This window comes from Vibrio sp. ABG19 (assembly GCF_029962385.1).
Classification (GTDB): Bacteria; Pseudomonadota; Gammaproteobacteria; order Enterobacterales; family Vibrionaceae; genus Vibrio; species Vibrio ostreae.
In genome coordinates this window covers 2,393,843-2,410,199 of record NZ_CP071708.1, presented here as the reverse complement: position 1 = coordinate 2,410,199, position 16,357 = coordinate 2,393,843, and the positions used below count along the sequence as shown (strand labels likewise).

Below are 16,357 nucleotides of genomic sequence, written 5' to 3'. Positions count from 1 at the left end.
AAAACCAATCAAATAGGATGGCGCTACTGTAACGATAATCCGCGCAAGGTTGTAGTTTTTCTTTGCTAAATCTCTGTAAGAGCGCGCTTATTTCACACCAATAACAATGACATACCTTGATTAGTTGGACTGTATGACGATAATCAACACAGAGGTGAGAAGGAACCGACTATGACAGAACAAGAATATTTTACCGTACACCACGCACTGACAATCAATGTTGAGCCGTTAGCGGCTGACTATGACCTGCCTTCTCCCACCGATTTCGAAGCGGAAATTCCGGCACCTTTTGTTGTTGCCAGTGAATTCAGCCAGCTTGATCAACTCAGTGAAGCGGCGCGCCTGGAACTGAAAAACAGCGATTTCAAAAATGTCATCCAGTTACTGGAAACTCAGAACTCTAAACTCAATCTGTTGCTGAGTTTTATGCTGTCACAGCAGGATGACTCGCGCTTTCGTACTCATACTACCGGCTTTGGCGCCAGTCAGTTCACTTATAAGAGCCCTCAAGCCGTCAACCCGGGCCACTTGGTTCGTGCTAAGTTGTTTCTGGAATATCCGGCTGCCGCCATTTATTGTTATGGCCAGATAGTGACCTGCGAACCGGCTGACGACCACTTTATGGCAACGGTAAAATACACCCTGCTGCGCGACACGGACCAGGACCTGCTGATTAAAGCGGCCCTGCATCAACAACAGAAGCTGCTGCGTCAACGCTCCTTAGACCGAGAAAAATCATAACTGTTAACATGACTACACATACTCTTTTTTCTTTGCCGTCGGCCACTAGGGCGGGCGATAAAAAACACATTGGTAATCTGCACGGCGCCAGTCTGGCGCTGGCGATCGCGGAACTGGCCAACCAGCATCCGGGCCATACCCTGCTCGCAGTGCCTGATCCGCAAACAGCACTAAAACTGCAACAAGAAATCGAGCAATTCTGCCAGGCCGGTGTGGCGCTGTTCCCGGATTGGGAAACCCTGCCCTACGATAGTTTTTCTCCCCATCAGGAGATCATATCGGAGCGTATTTCTCGCCTGTACCAACTGTCGGGGCAAAGCTGTGGTATCACCATCGTTCCGGTCAGCACGTTATTGCAACGCCAGTCACCGCGTGATTTCCTGCTGCAACATACCCTGATGGTGAAACAGGGTGACCGTTTCTCGCTCGACAAACTGCGTGTGCAACTGGATAACTCCGGCTATCGCCATGTTGATCAGGTGTTTGGGCCGGGTGAATACGCCAGCCGCGGCTCAATCCTGGATCTGTTCCCAATGGGTAGCAGCGATCCATACCGGATCGACTTTTTCGATGACGAAATAGACACCATCCGCACCTTCGATCCGGAAAACCAGCGCTCGATCGAAGAGATCCGTGAGATTTGTCTGCTGCCGGCGCATGAGTTTCCATCCAACGAGCAGGCCATTGAAGAGTTTCGCACCCGCTGGCGCCAGCGTTTTGAGGCGCGCCGCGAACCCGAATCTGTCTACATGCAGGTATCGAAAGGCACCTGGCCGGCCGGTATCGAATACTGGCAGCCGCTGTTTTTCGAGCATACCGAAACCCTGTTTGATTACCTGCCCGAGGGCAGTCAGCTCATCACCGTCGGCGCGCTGGAACAGTCCGTGGATCACTTCCTCAACGATGTTGATTACCGCTACGATCAGCGCAAAATTGACCCACTGCGTCCGCTGTTACCGCCGCACGAACTGTGGCTGAAAAAAGACGAACTGTTTGCGCGCTTTAAAACCCTGCCGCAACTGACCGTTTCGGTTGATGTGGTGGAAGAGAAAGCGGGCCGGGTCAATCCGGATATCCGCCCGCTGCCGGATGTTGCCGTACAACATCAGCACAAGGAGCCGCTGGCTGCACTGCGTCAATTCAGTGAACAGTTTGCCGGCAAAATCATCTTCTCGGTTGAGTCGGAAGGTCGCCGCGAAGCTCTGCTGGAGCTGCTGCAACGTATCAAGCTACGCCCGATCAGCCAGCCTGATTTTGCCACGGCGTGCCATAGCGATGAAAAATTTGCCCTGATTCAGGGCTCGGCCGAACACGGCTTTATTTTCGGCGATCAGCAACTGGCGCTGATTTGCGAAAGCGACCTTCTCGGTGATCGCGTTGCCAAACGACGTAAAAAAGAGCGCAAAGCGACCAACAGCGATGCAGTCATCCGTAATCTGGCCGAACTTAAGCCTGGCCAGCCAGTGGTGCATATCGACCACGGTATCGGCCGTTACGTTGGTCTGCAGACACTGGAAGCGGGCGGCATGACCACCGAATACGTCACCCTCGAATATCAGAACGATGCCAAGTTGTATGTGCCGGTGTCATCGCTCAATCTCATCAGCCGCTACTCCGGCGGTGCAGAAGAGGCTGCGCCGCTGCATAAACTGGGTGGCGAAGCCTGGGCTAAAGCGCGCCGTAAAGCGGCAGAGAAAGTACGCGATGTGGCCGCTGAACTGCTTGATGTCTACGCCAAACGCGAGCTCAAGCCAGGCTATAAATTCCAGCTTGACCGCGGCCAGTACGCCACCTTCAAATCCGGCTTCCCGTTTGAAGAGACCGACGATCAGGCGATGGCGATCAACGCGGTGCTGTCAGATATGTGCCAACCAAAAGCGATGGATCGTCTGGTGTGTGGCGATGTCGGCTTTGGTAAAACCGAAGTGGCGATGCGCGCGGCTTTTGTCTCGACCGACAACAGCAAGCAAGTTGCGGTGTTAGTACCGACAACCCTGCTCGCCCAGCAACATTTTGAAAACTTCCGGGATCGCTTTGCGAACCTGCCCATCCGGGTTGAGGTGCTATCGCGTTTTAAATCGGCCAAAGAGCAGAAGCTCATTCTGCAGGATGTAGCCGATGGTAAAGTCGATATCCTGGTCGGTACCCATAAACTGCTCTCCAGCGAGATCAAATTTGCCGATTTGGGTTTGCTGATCGTGGATGAAGAACACCGGTTCGGCGTGCGCCAGAAGGAAAAAGTCAAAGCGATGCGCGCCGATGTCGATATTCTGACTCTGACCGCAACGCCGATCCCACGTACCCTGAATATGGCGATGAGCGGCATGCGCGATCTGTCTATCATTGCCACGCCGCCCGCGCGCCGCATGGCGATCAAGACCTTTGTCCGGGAAAGTGACGATAACGTCATCCGTGAAGCTGCACTGCGTGAAATCATGCGCGGCGGCCAGGTCTACTTCCTGCATAATCAGGTCGAGACGATTGAGAAAGTCGCCGCTGATCTGGAGAAGCTGATTCCGGAAGCGCGTATCACCATTGCCCACGGCCAGATGCGCGAGCGCGAGCTGGAACGGGTCATGAACGATTTTTACCACCAGCGCTTTAACTTGTTGGTGTGTACCACCATCATCGAGACCGGTATCGATGTTCCGACCGCCAACACCATCATCATGAATCGGGCGGATTCACTGGGCCTGGCCCAATTACACCAGTTGCGTGGACGGGTTGGCCGCTCGCATCACCAGGCGTACGCGTATCTGCTGACACCGCATCCGAAAGCGATGACCAAGGATGCGCAGAAACGCCTCGAAGCGATCGCCTCACTGGAAGATCTCGGTGCCGGTTTCACGCTCGCGACGCACGATTTGGAAATTCGTGGTGCCGGTGAACTGCTCGGCGATGAACAAAGCGGCCAGATTCAGTCGATCGGTTTCACGCTGTACATGGAAATGCTCGAACAAGCGGTTGAAGCGTTGAAGTCAGGCAAAGAGCCGTCGCTGGATGATTTGCTGCGTGAGCAAACCGAAGTGGAACTGCGCATCCCGGCCCTGCTGCCGGACGATTACATCCCGGACATCAACACGCGCCTGTCGATGTATAAACAGATCGCCAGCGTCGGCCACAGTGATGAACTGGCCGAGCTGAAAGTCGAGCTTATCGACCGTTTCGGTAAGTTACCTGATGCCGCAATGAATCTGCTCTCGGTTGCCGAATTGAAACTGGATGCAGCCACGCTGAAAATCCGTAAAATTGAAGCACACGAGAAAGGCGGCTACATTGAGTTCTATCCGAATGCTGACATTAACCCGATGTTTTTGGTTAAACTATTGCAGTCTCAACCGAAACAATTTTCGATGGAAGGGCCGACCAAGTTCAAATTTGCCATACCTTTGGTCGATCGCCGAGAGCGAATTCAGTTCGTAGCAAATATGCTGGAAGAGTTTCAGCAAAATCTGCTACCAGCAGCTTAAACGTACCGGCGCAGCGCAAGCGCCGGACGCATAATGAACCAAGTGCGTTGCACTGAATGACGGAGTCATAATGAAAAAACTGATCCCACTACTGCTTTTGCTTGTCTCTATGCCAAGCTTGGCTCAACGACAGTTTGATATTGAAGTGATCATTTTCAAACGGGCAGTTGATGCAGAGAAAGTCAGTGAATCCTGGCCGGATGACCTGCCAGAAATTAGCATGAAACGTGCTGGCAGCTTTAACGACGCCAGTTATCGCCAGAGTAAAGGCGTGACCATGCTGCCTGCTTCGCAATATCAGCTTAATGATCAGGAACAGCGCCTGAAAAACCACGCCGGTTTTAAAGTGCTGATGCACACAGCATGGCGTCAGGGTGATGAAGGACGCTCCGCCGCACCGGTGTTTCATATCCGTGCTGGCCGCGACTATTCAGAACAGTTTCGCGCAGACGGCAGCCAGGCGGGACAAAGAAATGCGGCAATACCCGTTAATGATGTCATCGAACAGAGCGTCGCTAAACCTTTGTACGAACTCGATGGGACGCTGCAGATCTATGTTCAGCATTACTTGTACGCCGAAACCACTCTCGATCTGAAAGAGCCGAGTGTACGTGACGTTGTCATCAAAGACGCGCCGTTAAGCCTGGCACTAAACCCGCAAGACGAAGGCGCGACCGTGCAGTCCGGTAATCTGGAATCCGTCTCTCCGCAGGTAGAAACTGAGTCTTTCCTGAAAAGTTACCGCATGGACCAGAAGCGCCGCATGCGCAGCAGCGAAACCCACTATCTGGATCACCCACTGATGGGCATGATCATTCAGGTACGTAAAGTCGCCGACAGCCAGTAAAGATATCGGTATAAACGCCCCATGCGGGCGTTTATGTTATCGGCACAAAACCAGGTTATCACTATGAGCCCTGATTTTCAGATAGTCACCCAACACCTGCAACTGCGCTTAATCACACTCGATGAAACTGAGCAGTTAGCCAAGTGTGTGCGCCAGTCACCGTCACTGCATCAGTGGGTAGACTGGTGCAGTGCTGACTTTTCTGCTCAGGAAGCCGAGCGCTTTGTGCTGGCGACCCGCCTCAACTGGGTTAAGGCCGATTCTTACGGCTTTGGTATTTTCGACAAACGGCAGCAAACGTTGCTTGGCATGGTCGCCATTAACGAGTTCTATCACACCTTTAATATGGCCAGCCTTGGCTACTGGGTTGCTGACGATCATCAGCAACAAGGCGTCGGACGTGAGGCGCTGAACGCTCTGATTGAGTACTGCTTCAGTCACCTGAAACTGACCCGGCTGGAAATCGTCTGTGACCCGGACAATGTCCCCAGCCAGCGTCTGGCCATAGCCTGTGGCGCACAACAAGAGAGCCTGGCCCATAACCGCTACCTGTTTAACGGCCAGCCCAGAGATGGCATTGTGTTTGCCCTGATCCCCTGAAGCCGTCATTCTCTTTACTGCAACCAGAGTGAACCAAGAGCAGCTTAAGACATAATAACCTATGAACTTAAGAATTTTGGATATAAAAAAAGCCCCTTCCGGGGCTTTTTACGTTTCAGCCATCAATGCAACTTCAGGTTTGGTCGCAGTACGCGGTTAATGCGTCCGACCAGCATCATCAGGCCGGTTTTAAACACACCGTGCAGCGCCATCTGGTGCATACGATACAGCGAGATGTACACAACACGGGCAATGCGGCCTTCGACCATCATCGAACCTTTGGTCAGGTTACCCATCAGGCTGCCGACTGTGGAGAAACGGCTCAGAGAAACCAGAGAACCGTGGTCTTTGTACACGTACGCTTTCATTTCACGCCCGTTGAGCTTAGCCACGATGTTTTTGAACGCCTGAGACGCCATCTGATGCGCAGCCTGAGCACGAGGTGGAACGAATGAGCCGTTCGCCTGGGTGCACTGGGCCAAATCGCCGATAACAAAAATATTGTCATCACGTGTGGTCTGCAATGTGTCTTTCACCACCAGCTGATTAATGCGGTTGGTTTCCAGACCGGCGATATCTTTCATAAAATCCGGAGCTTTAATGCCTGCCGCCCACACCATGATTTGCGCCGAAATTTTCTCGCCATCTTTCGTCGTCAGGCCATCTTCGTCCGCCTGAGTAACCATAGTGGCAGTGCGCACGGTCACTCCAAGCTTAGTCAGCTCACTGTGAGCCGCAGCAGAAATACGTGGCGGCAGTGCAGGCAGGATACGTTCACCGGCTTCAATCAGGTTAACATTCAGCTTGCTGGAATCCAGATCGCCAAAGCCATAGGTACGCAACTCTTTCACCGCGTTGTGCAGCTCCGCCGACAATTCAACACCAGTCGCACCTGCGCCAACGATCGCGATATCGACGGTACCGTTACCGTTCTTCGCATGCAGCTTGAGGAACTCGTTGTTCATTTCGGTACGGAAACGGTGGGCTTGCTCAGGGCTGTCCAGGAAAATACAGTGTTGACGTACACCCGGCGTGTTGAAGTCGTTAGAAGTGGAACCGATCGCCATCACCAGCAGGTCATAGCTTAGTTTGCGGGTTGGCATCAGCAGTTCACCGTGCTCGTCGCGCAGTTCGCTTAACTGAATGGTTTTATTGTCCCGGTCAATGCCTTCCAGGCTACCCCATTGGAAATCAAAACAGTGGTTTTTGGCATGCGCACGGTAACTCAGTGCGTCCACGCCTTCATCAAGAGAACCCGTGGCTACTTCATGTAACAAAGGTTTCCACAGATGGCTTGAATTACGGTCTACCAGCGTGATTTCTGCGCGGTTTTTACGGCCAAGGGTACGTCCCAGCTTGGTTGCAAGCTCAAGACCACCCGCGCCACCGCCTACTACGATAATGCGTGTCACAACAACAATCCTCAAAAAACATAGATCAATTTTTATGGTTCGGCACGAAAACTCATACCGAGCGGAATCTGTTTAAACTGTCGTTTGGGTATCAATGCCTGTCTGAGGTTTCACTGTGTTCTATCGACACAAATATTGGCCTGAATATCGACTAAAAGGCGTCTCGGGACGCGAATTTCGGGCAAGTTTGCTTTCTTGCTCTTGCTGTATTTTTTTGACGGCTATCAAATTTTTTTTGTTAGTCCGACATTATATAGAGCTAAATGCGCCACGCAAGCCAATAATCACAGCTCGAAAGCGACACGACTAGAACAAAAAGCGGCCCATAACGCGGACCGCTGCAACTCAATATCATCAGGCATTTTTAAACGCTTTCATCGCCTGGAGATGATGGGAAATCTTCTTGAATTTGTGTGACTGGGCATCATCCCAGATGATCTGATAGTAATCTTGTAATTCAGCGGCTGTCTGACTGTTATCCAGTCGTTCATCATTGCGTGACAGCACCACCAGACAGCGACCTTTATTCTTAACCCGATACTGCTCAACACACTTGGTTGCGATGTCGTCGTACTCTTCCGGACGATCAATACGACCGACCATGTTACGTTCCGGATGCAGATTCGGGTTGAATATTACCTGTTTAATACCACACAGAAAGCCGATACGTTCAGACCAGTAGCCCCCCAGGCCAACACCACAAATGAGCGGATGCAGATCATCCGACTGCTCGATGGCTTTATGGACCTCTTTGAGCAGATGCTGCATATCATGTTTGGGATGTAAGGTACTGTAGTTGATGAAACGTACATCGTCGTCGATGAACTGAAGTTGCAAAACTTTCTCGTGGTTTCCCGGGCTGGTTGAATCAAACCCATGCAAATAAATAATCATACTATCCCCCAATTCCCTTAAGGTTTTAATCTACCACGAAAAGTAAGGCTTTGATGAATCTTTTACCGGATTGACGGCGCAAAGCCCGCAAAGCGTGATCCTATCAACAGAACGTTTCCTGCAAATGACACGCCTGTCGGTAGTACTCTTCATCACCCCACAACTGGTAAGCGAGCAGATACCACAGCAACGCCATCATATTGGTTCTTGGCAGCCAGGCTTTCACCCCGCTGACCCACTTATCGACATCTTCAATTTCACGCAGCTGGCAATAACGGAACACCGCATCGAGTATCTTCTCTCCTGCCACATTGATGCTTAATGCCAAATCGAGGCGCGGATCGGCAATCCCGGCATACTCCCAGTCAATCACCTTGTAACCCGATTCGGTTTTGACCATGTTATAGCCCGCCAGATCAAAGTGACACAGGCACTGGGCAACCTCAGCCAGATTGGGGGGATTACGCCAGTCCTCATATAAGGCCCGGACTTGCTCCGTTTTCAGCTCTGGCTTTATCTGCATCCAGTAGTGATCAACCCGGGCGGTAAAACTAAACGGCACCACCGGAATATGATTGATGGCCAGTTCATGAATACGCGCCTGCATACGCAGCAGGCCATCAAAGGAGGGCTTATCGGTAAGCGAGTCACCTTCTATCCATTCCACCAGCAATCCCCACTCGTTGACCAGCATTGCGGCCGGACTGAGCTGGCTGGATTGGATAGCTTTAAGAATTTGGTATTCCTGATAACGGGAAATAGAAAAGGCTTTGGTGATGAGTGTCGTCGGCCGCCAGACATACGCTTTGCCTTGCGAACAGACCACTTTCCAGCAGCGATTGGTGAGGCCGCCTGTCAGCGTTTGCGCGTATTCAGGCGGAAAACTAAAAAAATGAGTCAACCCTTGCAGGGTCGGATCCAGCTTGCATGCTTCTTTCCATGACATTCTTGCCATGACTCACCTCATAGTATTCAGTCACCGGGTTACAGACGGTTTACAGTCCGAACAGACTCTTAGACTGCTGTTTACGAATTTCGGTTTCGTCTGCCCATTCAATCAGGCCAGTCTTCAGATCCATCAGACGCATGGTCATTTTGTAGTAAACGTCTTTGTCACTACCGGCATTTTTCACAATGCTCGACAGGTTGCCGTACAGCATGTATTCCGCGCCGACCATTTTACCAAACTGGATAGCGGTGCTCTGGTTGACCAGTTCATCATTGTTCTGGAACTTGAGCTGATCACGAACTGATTCGACGCGGCCCATATCAACAAAACGGAATTTACCCGAGTTGAGAAGCTTAGTGCTGATAGTGTCAGTCACAGATTCGGTATCGATATGCTCACTGGTTTTGTTCTTAATCCGTTCAACAAACACAATCGGACGAGAATCACGGGTAATGGCGGCCACTGAGCCTGACATCATCATGCTGTCGACCATGTCCGCCGCTATTTTTTGCAGATCGGTAGAACCAAAATCCGCAGTAACGGTTTCAACCGCTTGTGCATCACCATAGCTGACTCGGTTAGCACAGCCACCTAACAGCATTACCAGACCCAGCAATGCAATAACACTTTTTTTCATGACGCTTCCTCTAAACTTAAACTACAAATTAATCATTTGCTGCACGAATTTGGACCCGGAACTGAGTACCGTCCGGTTTAACCGACACTTCAGACAGCGACACTGTTTCTTCACCATGGATCACGATCTGTTTCCAGGCACCAGGCTGAGTGTTCACTTCCAATCCCTGAGCGTCATACCAGTAAAAGCGGTATTGCAGATTCTGATCACCCCGGTAATTACTCAAAAGACGAACCACACCCCGGGTATGCCCGTTAACCATACTGGATGAGATATCTTCGATATGCAGACGTCCGGCCAGAACGTTATCTCCGATCAGCACTCGCTGAGTCGCGCCGTCCACCCGTAAACCTGCGGTATTATCGGCACAGCCCAGTAGAGCCAGAGCGGCCAATACACTGACAAACCAATTTTTCATCACAATCTTCCCAGTTGTTTATGCCATATTGTGGCGTTACGCCCCTGACGCGACAGCCACACCAAGGTTGTACCCTGTTGCGGTACATTGAAAGTATAGGTACGCCCTTCCACCTCGAGAACTTGCTCACCAGCCGCAACAGTTTGCTCTGTCGCATTCACTGCCGCAGGCAGCGTCAGCCAGCTACGCGTATCCGGTTGCTCGGTTAGCGTGTTGAAGACGTTAAAGAGCAGATTGCCAAGGCCGTCACCCTTGGTCGTTTCTTTACGAACCTGATCTTTGGCCACCACGCGTAATGCCTGACGAATCACCATTTTGGGCATGCGTTCGGACAAATCACGTTGCGCCATCAGATCCACGTCGGTCAGCCGCTCACTGTTCAGCGGCTGCTTATTCAATATTAGCGGTGCAAATTGAGACCGTGACTGCTTGGGATAATACGGTAACGCTATAGAGTACAACGCGGTATTGCCCCGGCTGTCAAAAAGCGGTAAAGATAAACGCCAGCTGTCGAGTGCCTGCACCACACCTTGTTCATCCAATACAATGACCCTGCCCTGTTGTTGCGACAAGGACGACACATCACCATAACGTGCTTTGAGTTGTTGCAAATCCTGCTGCATACCCAAGCGCCTGGCCACGCGCAAAGTGCCGTCGATCACCGCCCGGTTATCGGGTGCGACTGCCAGCGCGCGCCGGTAATCAACATAGGCGTTATTCGGGTCGTCCGCAGCCTCGTACAAAAGCGCCGATAAATAGAGCAAATAAGCGTTTTGTACCGCCTGCAAGGTTTTACCACCATCCGGATAACGGGCCAGCACACTACCAAGATTAGGCGTAACGCCTTTCTCTTCCAGCTCCTGCTGTGCCTGCTCAAGTTCGGCTTCACGAGTTTTACGCGCCTGTTCCTGCACTTGATTAGCGCGGCGCATTTCCACCAGAGCATCTTCTAAACTGTTGTTTTGAATATAGTTCAAACCCAAATAAAGATGCAAAAAACCCAGTTCATAATCTGCCGGCGTGTAGCTATTCAAGTTATCATTCACCGCCAGAGACCCAATACTGCTGGCGCTCTCACTCAGTGAAATGGTGGCTTGCTCCTGCTGCTCTCTGACTGCCTGATCCGACAGTTCTAATGCCGCCTGACTGTCCGGATACTGTTGGTTAAGAAAATAAACCCGGCCTTTTTCCAGGTTGTCCAGAATGCCACCGGCGACATAATCAGGCAGCTCTTCGCTCGCCTGCTGATAATCACCCGCTTGCAATGACTGGTAGAGATCTGAATTTTGCGCGCTGTAATGACTGAACAGATTGCCGGCGGTGAAATTGGCACAGGCACTGAGACACATACAGCTAAGCGAAACCGTCAGGTGTCGTAAATCAAACTTCACTGCACACTCCGCTTTAGGAAATGAAGACGGTTACCCGACTGATACGGGTAACCGGCCGGAATTAGCTCATCAATAGCGGTCCTAGCGGGCGGCCACCCACCAGGTGCATATGAATGTGGTAAACCTCTTGGCCACCGTGTGAGTTACAGTTGACCAGCAGGCGATAGCCATCTTCGGCAATGCCTTCCTGCTCGGCAATTTTTTTTGCCACGGTAAACATACGGCCCAGCGCCAGTTCGTCAGCTTCCTGTACCTCGTTGACCGTCGGGATCAGTTTGTTCGGGATGATCAGCACATGGCTTGGTGCGCGCGGATTGATGTCACGAAACGCCGTCACTAAATCATCCTGGTACAGGATATCAGCCGGAATTTCTTTGCGAATGATTTTGCTAAAAATTGTTTCTTCAGCCATGAAGGTCTCCACCAGACGTGTTTGCAATAATCGTTGTTGGAATGAGTATGCGACAAGGCGGATCAAAGCTCAATAATAAACACTGTTCAGTTAACAGAAACCGAGATTGCTCTACACAAAAAACTGCTTTTGTCGCCCCGATCATGAAATGTGCGCGTCTCAATTCATAGAATGTGGCTCATTTTATTAATTTTTAGACAGTTTTTCTGTCTTTGTGAGACTTCAGAACATGAATGTAACAAGGGAGAGACGTATGCAAGGTTCAGTCATCAGGCGCATGTACGCCGGCTTTGCAATCATCATTGTAATGTTTGCCGTCACGGTCGCCATTATGATGAGCGGTATGAGTCAGATTCATGCCAATTTTGAGGGCGTGTCCAAAACCGCCTTACCTTTAGTTTCACTGTCGAATAAAACCAGTGTTCAGTTGCTGACTGCCGACAAATCTTTCAAAGATTTTCTGACGACCCAGGATGCCGGACGTATGGTCAGCATGCGTCAGGATTTCGATAAAGCCAAACAGGCTTTCAGTCAGGTATTGGGGCAACTGGAACAGGCCAGCGCCAGTCACCCTGATCTGCAGGAAAAAATGAATGCCCTCAATGCGCTGGAAACCCGTTACTTCAGTGAAGCCAATGATGCGATGAACAACTATCAGGCCATGTTTGCCGCTCAGAGCAAAGTGCAAAAATCGGTGCGTGAATTCCAGCGCCTGCATTCAGAGCTGAGCATTGGTATGAAGGAATACGTGGATGATCAAAGCAGCATTTCCGTTAAGGTGATGGCCAAAAGCTATTTCATCAAACTCAAAGATGCCGAGCTGATCACGTCTGATGCGCTGGCCAGTTCAGATATGGCGTTTGTCGACAGTGCGGTACAAAAAAATAATAAAGCCGTCAGTCACCTTAACTACGCCTATCGCGGACTGACCTCACAACTGCCTGAACTTAAAAAAGTATTTGATGAACCGGTAAAAAAATTCACTCAGGATATCGGTGAGAAAGGTGGTGTTCTTGACCAGCACAACGAATATCTCAAAGCCCGTGCGGCTCTATACGCCAATATCACCAACCTGGCCAGGGAAGTCGACAATGCGATGGCACTGCTCGACAGCTTTAACCAGAGTGCTTCACAGGATCTCGACCGGGCCCTGGCTGATGCCGGCCAAGTCTATCAGCAAGGCGTTTACAAAGCCGTTGGTATCGGTTTGCTTGTGGTCCTGGTGGCCGGCGCTATCGGTTACCACATCGCAAGCAGCGTTCGTTCACCTCTCAAACAGATCCTGACCACACTGGAAAGCCTGACAGAAGGCGATATGACTCAGCGCATTCGCATCACGCATAATAATGAGTTCGCGCGCCTGAGCCGTCATATCAACTCGCTGGCTGACAGCCTGCAAGATATTCTGCTTAAGCTCAATGACGCGTCCGATAACCTGACCAAAACGGCAGGACACAACCAGGCCACCTCACAGCACGCGCAATCGCAACTCAACAATCAGCGTGAACAAACCGCCAATGTAGCGACGGCAATGACCCAGATGGCGCACTCAGTCCAAGAAGTCGCACAAAGTGCACAAAGCTCGTTGCAGATGGTGCAGCAAGTCGAAAACGCGGCCCAGTCCGGTCGTCAAGTGATGAGTGATAACATCAGTACCGTCAAGCAGCTTGAGGTCCGCCTGAATGACTCGGTGGCAGCAGTGACCGAGTTGCAGAACATGAGCAGCCAGATTGGTTCCATTCTGGATGTGATTCGCGGCGTAGCCGAACAGACCAACCTGCTGGCTCTTAATGCGGCGATTGAAGCAGCGCGCGCGGGTGAACAAGGGCGTGGTTTTGCCGTCGTGGCCGATGAAGTACGGGTACTGGCGCAACGCACTACCGACTCAACCACTGAAATCGAAAACATGATCAGCCGGTTACAAAGCAGTTCGAATGCAGCCAGCCAGGTGATTGAAAGCTGTAAACAAGGCATGGAACAATCGGTACATCAGGCCTCCAACGCCAACAGCACCATGGAAGAAATTCAGGCTCTTATCATGGAGATAAGCCAGATGAGCACCCACATTTCCCAGGCCGCGGCGGAACAGAGTGATACCACCAGCGATATCGCGCAACGCATTGAGGATATCAATCATATTGCGGACGAAAGCTTGCAGGCCATGAGCAACATCGCACACACCAGTGGCAATCTCACCCAACTGGCAGGGCAGCAAAGTCATCTGGTGCACAGATTCAAGCTTTAGACAATTCCCCGTTGGTTTTGTAAGGACCAGGTCAATTATCGCTATCCAGGGTGACTTTTATCCGCAGTCACCCTTGTTTTTTGTGTGGGGGATCGTTATATGAATAGTATGGCTTGCATCACGCTTTGCTCTACCTATTCCAAAAATTTCGCAAGCCAAACATGAGGATAACGTATGGCCGTTCATGTTGGCATCATAGATCAGGATCCGGTTCGCCTGATCACTCCGTTACTGGATAACCGAACCCAGAGTCGTCATATCGTCTTTATTGGCGACAATTCGCAACAAACCATGTATCAGCGGTTGCACGCCGTATTAACTCAACGCGGCATCACGTCTGAATTCTTTGAAATTCCCAACGGCTCTAATATCTCCGAAATCAAGGCTTCAATTAAACACTTAGCGGAAGATCTTAAACAACGCAATCTGGAAGTCCGGCTTAACGCCAGTTGTGGCTTACGCCACCGCCTTTTATCCGTCTATGAAGTGTTCCGCACTTATCACTGGCCGATTTTTGTTGTCGAACCAAGCAGCGACCGTTTGTGCTGGCTCTATCCGGATGGCAACAAAGATACCCAGGTGCAGGATCGGATCACCATCTCTGACTATCTGACCATCTTTGGTGCGCGCGGCGAATTCAGCGAGCACAACCTGCCTCCGCAGCTTGACCAGAAGCTGTATGAACTGGGCGAACGCTGGGCGAGCAACGCACTGGAATTGGGTCCGGGCCTGGCCACACTTAACTATCTTGCCACAACGTGTCGTAAAGAGCAGTGCCTCGATGTCGAGTTATCAGAAAAGCAACAAGGCTATCGTGAACTCAACATGTTGCTGACCGATCTGGTCGAGGCGAAGATCGCGACCTATGAGAATGGCATTCTGACCTTTGCGAACGAAGACGCCCGCCGCTTCTCTAACGGTGAATGGCTGGAAACCCTGGTTCATAGCACGGTACGCCAGATTCAGGACGACTTGCCAACCATTCAGGATCGCTCTCTCAACGTGCAGGTCTATCGCCAGCTTGGGGAACGCGAAGTGCGCAACGAACTCGACGTCGCCACTGTCGTGAACAATAAGCTGCACATCATTGAATGTAAGACTAAAGGCATGCGTGATGACGGTGACGATACCCTGTATAAACTGGAATCGCTGCGTGATTTGCTTGGAGGTCTGCAGGCAAGAGCCATGCTGGTCAGCTTCCGCCCGCTACGTTATAACGATATCACCCGCGCCGAAGATCTCGGCCTGGCACTGATTGGCCCGGATGAACTGAAAGATCTGAAAAACCATCTCAAAAACTGGTTTATGGCCGCCGGCGGCAGTGAAGACCTTTAATCGTCTTCAAAGTCGCAACTTTAGCTGCGCGGCATCGATGTGCGTAAACCAAAACAAAAAGCCCGCGTTGATCGCGGGCTTTATTATGTGTATCGATGACAGCTCAGATAAACTCAGCTGTCATCTTCTGTAAAGCTCGATGGCAGCGTGGTCTTCATCAGGTTCCAGACCTGTGCGCTGGCAATACCGTACTGACGAATCAGATTTGGCAGTTGTTCGCGATCACCGCTCTCACATACGTCCAGCAGATCACGATAAAAACGCAATGCCAACTGGCGCGCTTCCGGGTTAGAGAAGTAGTAACTGCCTACCCGGTCGTAAAGCTTTCTCAAGCCGTTAAAAATCAGGCCGTAAATTTGGTTTCCTGAGTGGAATGCCAGACGCTGGAACAACATGTAATCGTAGAAGTTAAACGTTTTAGCCAGCAGCAGTTGCTGACGTTTCTCTTCATCTTTCTCACCGTCATCTTTAACTTGCTGGAGAATCTTCTCTGCATAAGGTGACGAGGCGATAAACTCATCCCAGGATTCAGACGCAACCAGCGCTTCACACGATTCAATCACAGTGTGAATGGTACGAGCACTGTTTTCCTTATTTACTTTAAAAGCATAACGCATGAAAATCGGGCTGATGTTAGTACGAGCCGCCAGTAAGTCCTCAACGATGTTGGTCGCGTTATCCACGTCCAGCGTCATTAAGGTATCCAGAATATGCAAACCTGACGTTTCCATAAACTGATTTACTTTGGTCGGTTTGCCGTGCTGGATGGTCAGCCATCCATCGCGAGCCAGACGCTGTAGCACTTCACGCAGCGTGGTTCGTGTCACACCAATCAATTCGGAGAGCTCTCGCTCGGCAGGCAGAATGGAACCCGGTGGAAAGCGACCATTCCAAATGCTTTCAATAATGTATTTCTCTGCAAAGCCTGCTGGGCTTTTTGCCTTGATGACCATTAAGTACTTATCCAGTTTTCTATTTTTTCGGGTCGAATGGCACTCATCATACC

The 16,357-nt window shown here is 51.0% G+C and carries 14 protein-coding genes; 6 read left to right on the top strand and 8 right to left on the bottom strand.

The window, feature by feature from the left end:
* Positions 1 to 171 precede the first annotated feature (171 nt).
* The 4 genes from J0X00_RS17310 to J0X00_RS17295 all read left to right on the top strand — a co-directional run bounded on the left by J0X00_RS17310 (position 172) and on the right by J0X00_RS17295 (position 5,658).
* On the top strand, positions 172 to 741 hold the full coding sequence (locus J0X00_RS17310) for a PilZ domain-containing protein (protein WP_136484225.1): 570 nt from the start codon (positions 172 to 174) through the stop codon (positions 739 to 741).
* 8 nt (positions 742 to 749) lie between these two features.
* Positions 750 to 4,211, top strand: coding sequence for a transcription-repair coupling factor (gene mfd / locus J0X00_RS17305; RefSeq protein ID WP_282477308.1), 3,462 nt, complete (start codon positions 750 to 752; stop codon positions 4,209 to 4,211).
* 70 nt (positions 4,212 to 4,281) lie between these two features.
* On the top strand, positions 4,282 to 5,058 hold the full coding sequence (locus J0X00_RS17300) for a peptidoglycan binding protein CsiV (protein ID WP_218563292.1): 777 nt from the start codon (positions 4,282 to 4,284) through the stop codon (positions 5,056 to 5,058).
* Between the two features lie 63 nt (positions 5,059 to 5,121).
* On the top strand, positions 5,122 to 5,658 hold the full coding sequence (locus J0X00_RS17295) for a GNAT family protein (protein WP_282477307.1): 537 nt from the start codon (positions 5,122 to 5,124) through the stop codon (positions 5,656 to 5,658).
* A 122-nt stretch (positions 5,659 to 5,780) separates the two neighbouring features.
* Here the strand turns inward: J0X00_RS17295 and J0X00_RS17290 are convergent, their stop codons facing one another.
* The 7 genes from J0X00_RS17290 to hinT form a co-directional block, all read right to left on the bottom strand.
* Positions 5,781 to 7,070, bottom strand: coding sequence for an NAD(P)/FAD-dependent oxidoreductase (locus J0X00_RS17290; RefSeq protein WP_218563293.1), 1,290 nt, complete (start codon positions 7,068 to 7,070; stop codon positions 5,781 to 5,783).
* A gap of 354 nt (positions 7,071 to 7,424) precedes the next feature.
* Positions 7,425 to 7,964 carry an alpha/beta hydrolase YcfP gene (gene ycfP / locus J0X00_RS17285; RefSeq protein WP_282477306.1) on the bottom strand — a complete coding sequence of 180 codons (540 nt, stop codon included), beginning with the start codon at positions 7,962 to 7,964 and terminating at the stop codon, positions 7,425 to 7,427.
* Positions 7,965 to 8,067: 103 nt separating this feature from the next.
* Positions 8,068 to 8,919 carry a phosphotransferase gene (locus tag J0X00_RS17280; protein ID WP_218563294.1) on the bottom strand — a complete coding sequence of 284 codons (852 nt, stop codon included), beginning with the start codon at positions 8,917 to 8,919 and terminating at the stop codon, positions 8,068 to 8,070.
* Positions 8,920 to 8,959: 40 nt separating this feature from the next.
* Positions 8,960 to 9,550 (bottom strand): penicillin-binding protein activator LpoB, encoded by a 591-nt coding sequence (lpoB, locus tag J0X00_RS17275; RefSeq protein ID WP_136484232.1) that lies wholly within the window; start codon positions 9,548 to 9,550, stop codon positions 8,960 to 8,962.
* A 28-nt stretch (positions 9,551 to 9,578) separates the two neighbouring features.
* A complete protein-coding gene (locus tag J0X00_RS17270) occupies positions 9,579 to 9,968 on the bottom strand; it encodes a YcfL family protein (RefSeq protein WP_136484233.1) in 390 nt (129 codons plus the stop codon).
* Positions 9,968 to 11,317: a hypothetical protein gene (locus tag J0X00_RS17265; RefSeq protein WP_282478316.1), complete on the bottom strand. Its 1,350-nt coding sequence runs from the start codon at positions 11,315 to 11,317 to the stop codon at positions 9,968 to 9,970. Before J0X00_RS17265 ends, J0X00_RS17270 begins: the two co-directional genes overlap by 1 nt.
* Positions 11,318 to 11,420: 103 nt before the next feature.
* Positions 11,421 to 11,771 (bottom strand): purine nucleoside phosphoramidase, encoded by a 351-nt coding sequence (hinT, locus tag J0X00_RS17260; RefSeq protein WP_136484235.1) that lies wholly within the window; start codon positions 11,769 to 11,771, stop codon positions 11,421 to 11,423.
* 253 nt (positions 11,772 to 12,024) lie between these two features.
* Here hinT and J0X00_RS17255 point away from each other — a divergent pair, with 253 nt between their 5' ends.
* A complete protein-coding gene (locus J0X00_RS17255; RefSeq protein ID WP_282477305.1) occupies positions 12,025 to 14,016 on the top strand; it encodes a methyl-accepting chemotaxis protein in 1,992 nt (663 codons plus the stop codon).
* Positions 14,017 to 14,190: 174 nt separating this feature from the next.
* Positions 14,191 to 15,351, top strand: coding sequence for a DUF1887 family protein (locus J0X00_RS17250; RefSeq protein ID WP_282477304.1), 1,161 nt, complete (start codon positions 14,191 to 14,193; stop codon positions 15,349 to 15,351).
* A 113-nt stretch (positions 15,352 to 15,464) separates the two neighbouring features.
* Here J0X00_RS17250 and fadR read toward each other — a convergent pair whose 3' ends face one another.
* Positions 15,465 to 16,304 carry a fatty acid metabolism transcriptional regulator FadR gene (gene fadR / locus J0X00_RS17245; protein ID WP_136484238.1) on the bottom strand — a complete coding sequence of 280 codons (840 nt, stop codon included), beginning with the start codon at positions 16,302 to 16,304 and terminating at the stop codon, positions 15,465 to 15,467.
* Between the last annotated feature and the right edge of the window lie 53 nt (positions 16,305 to 16,357).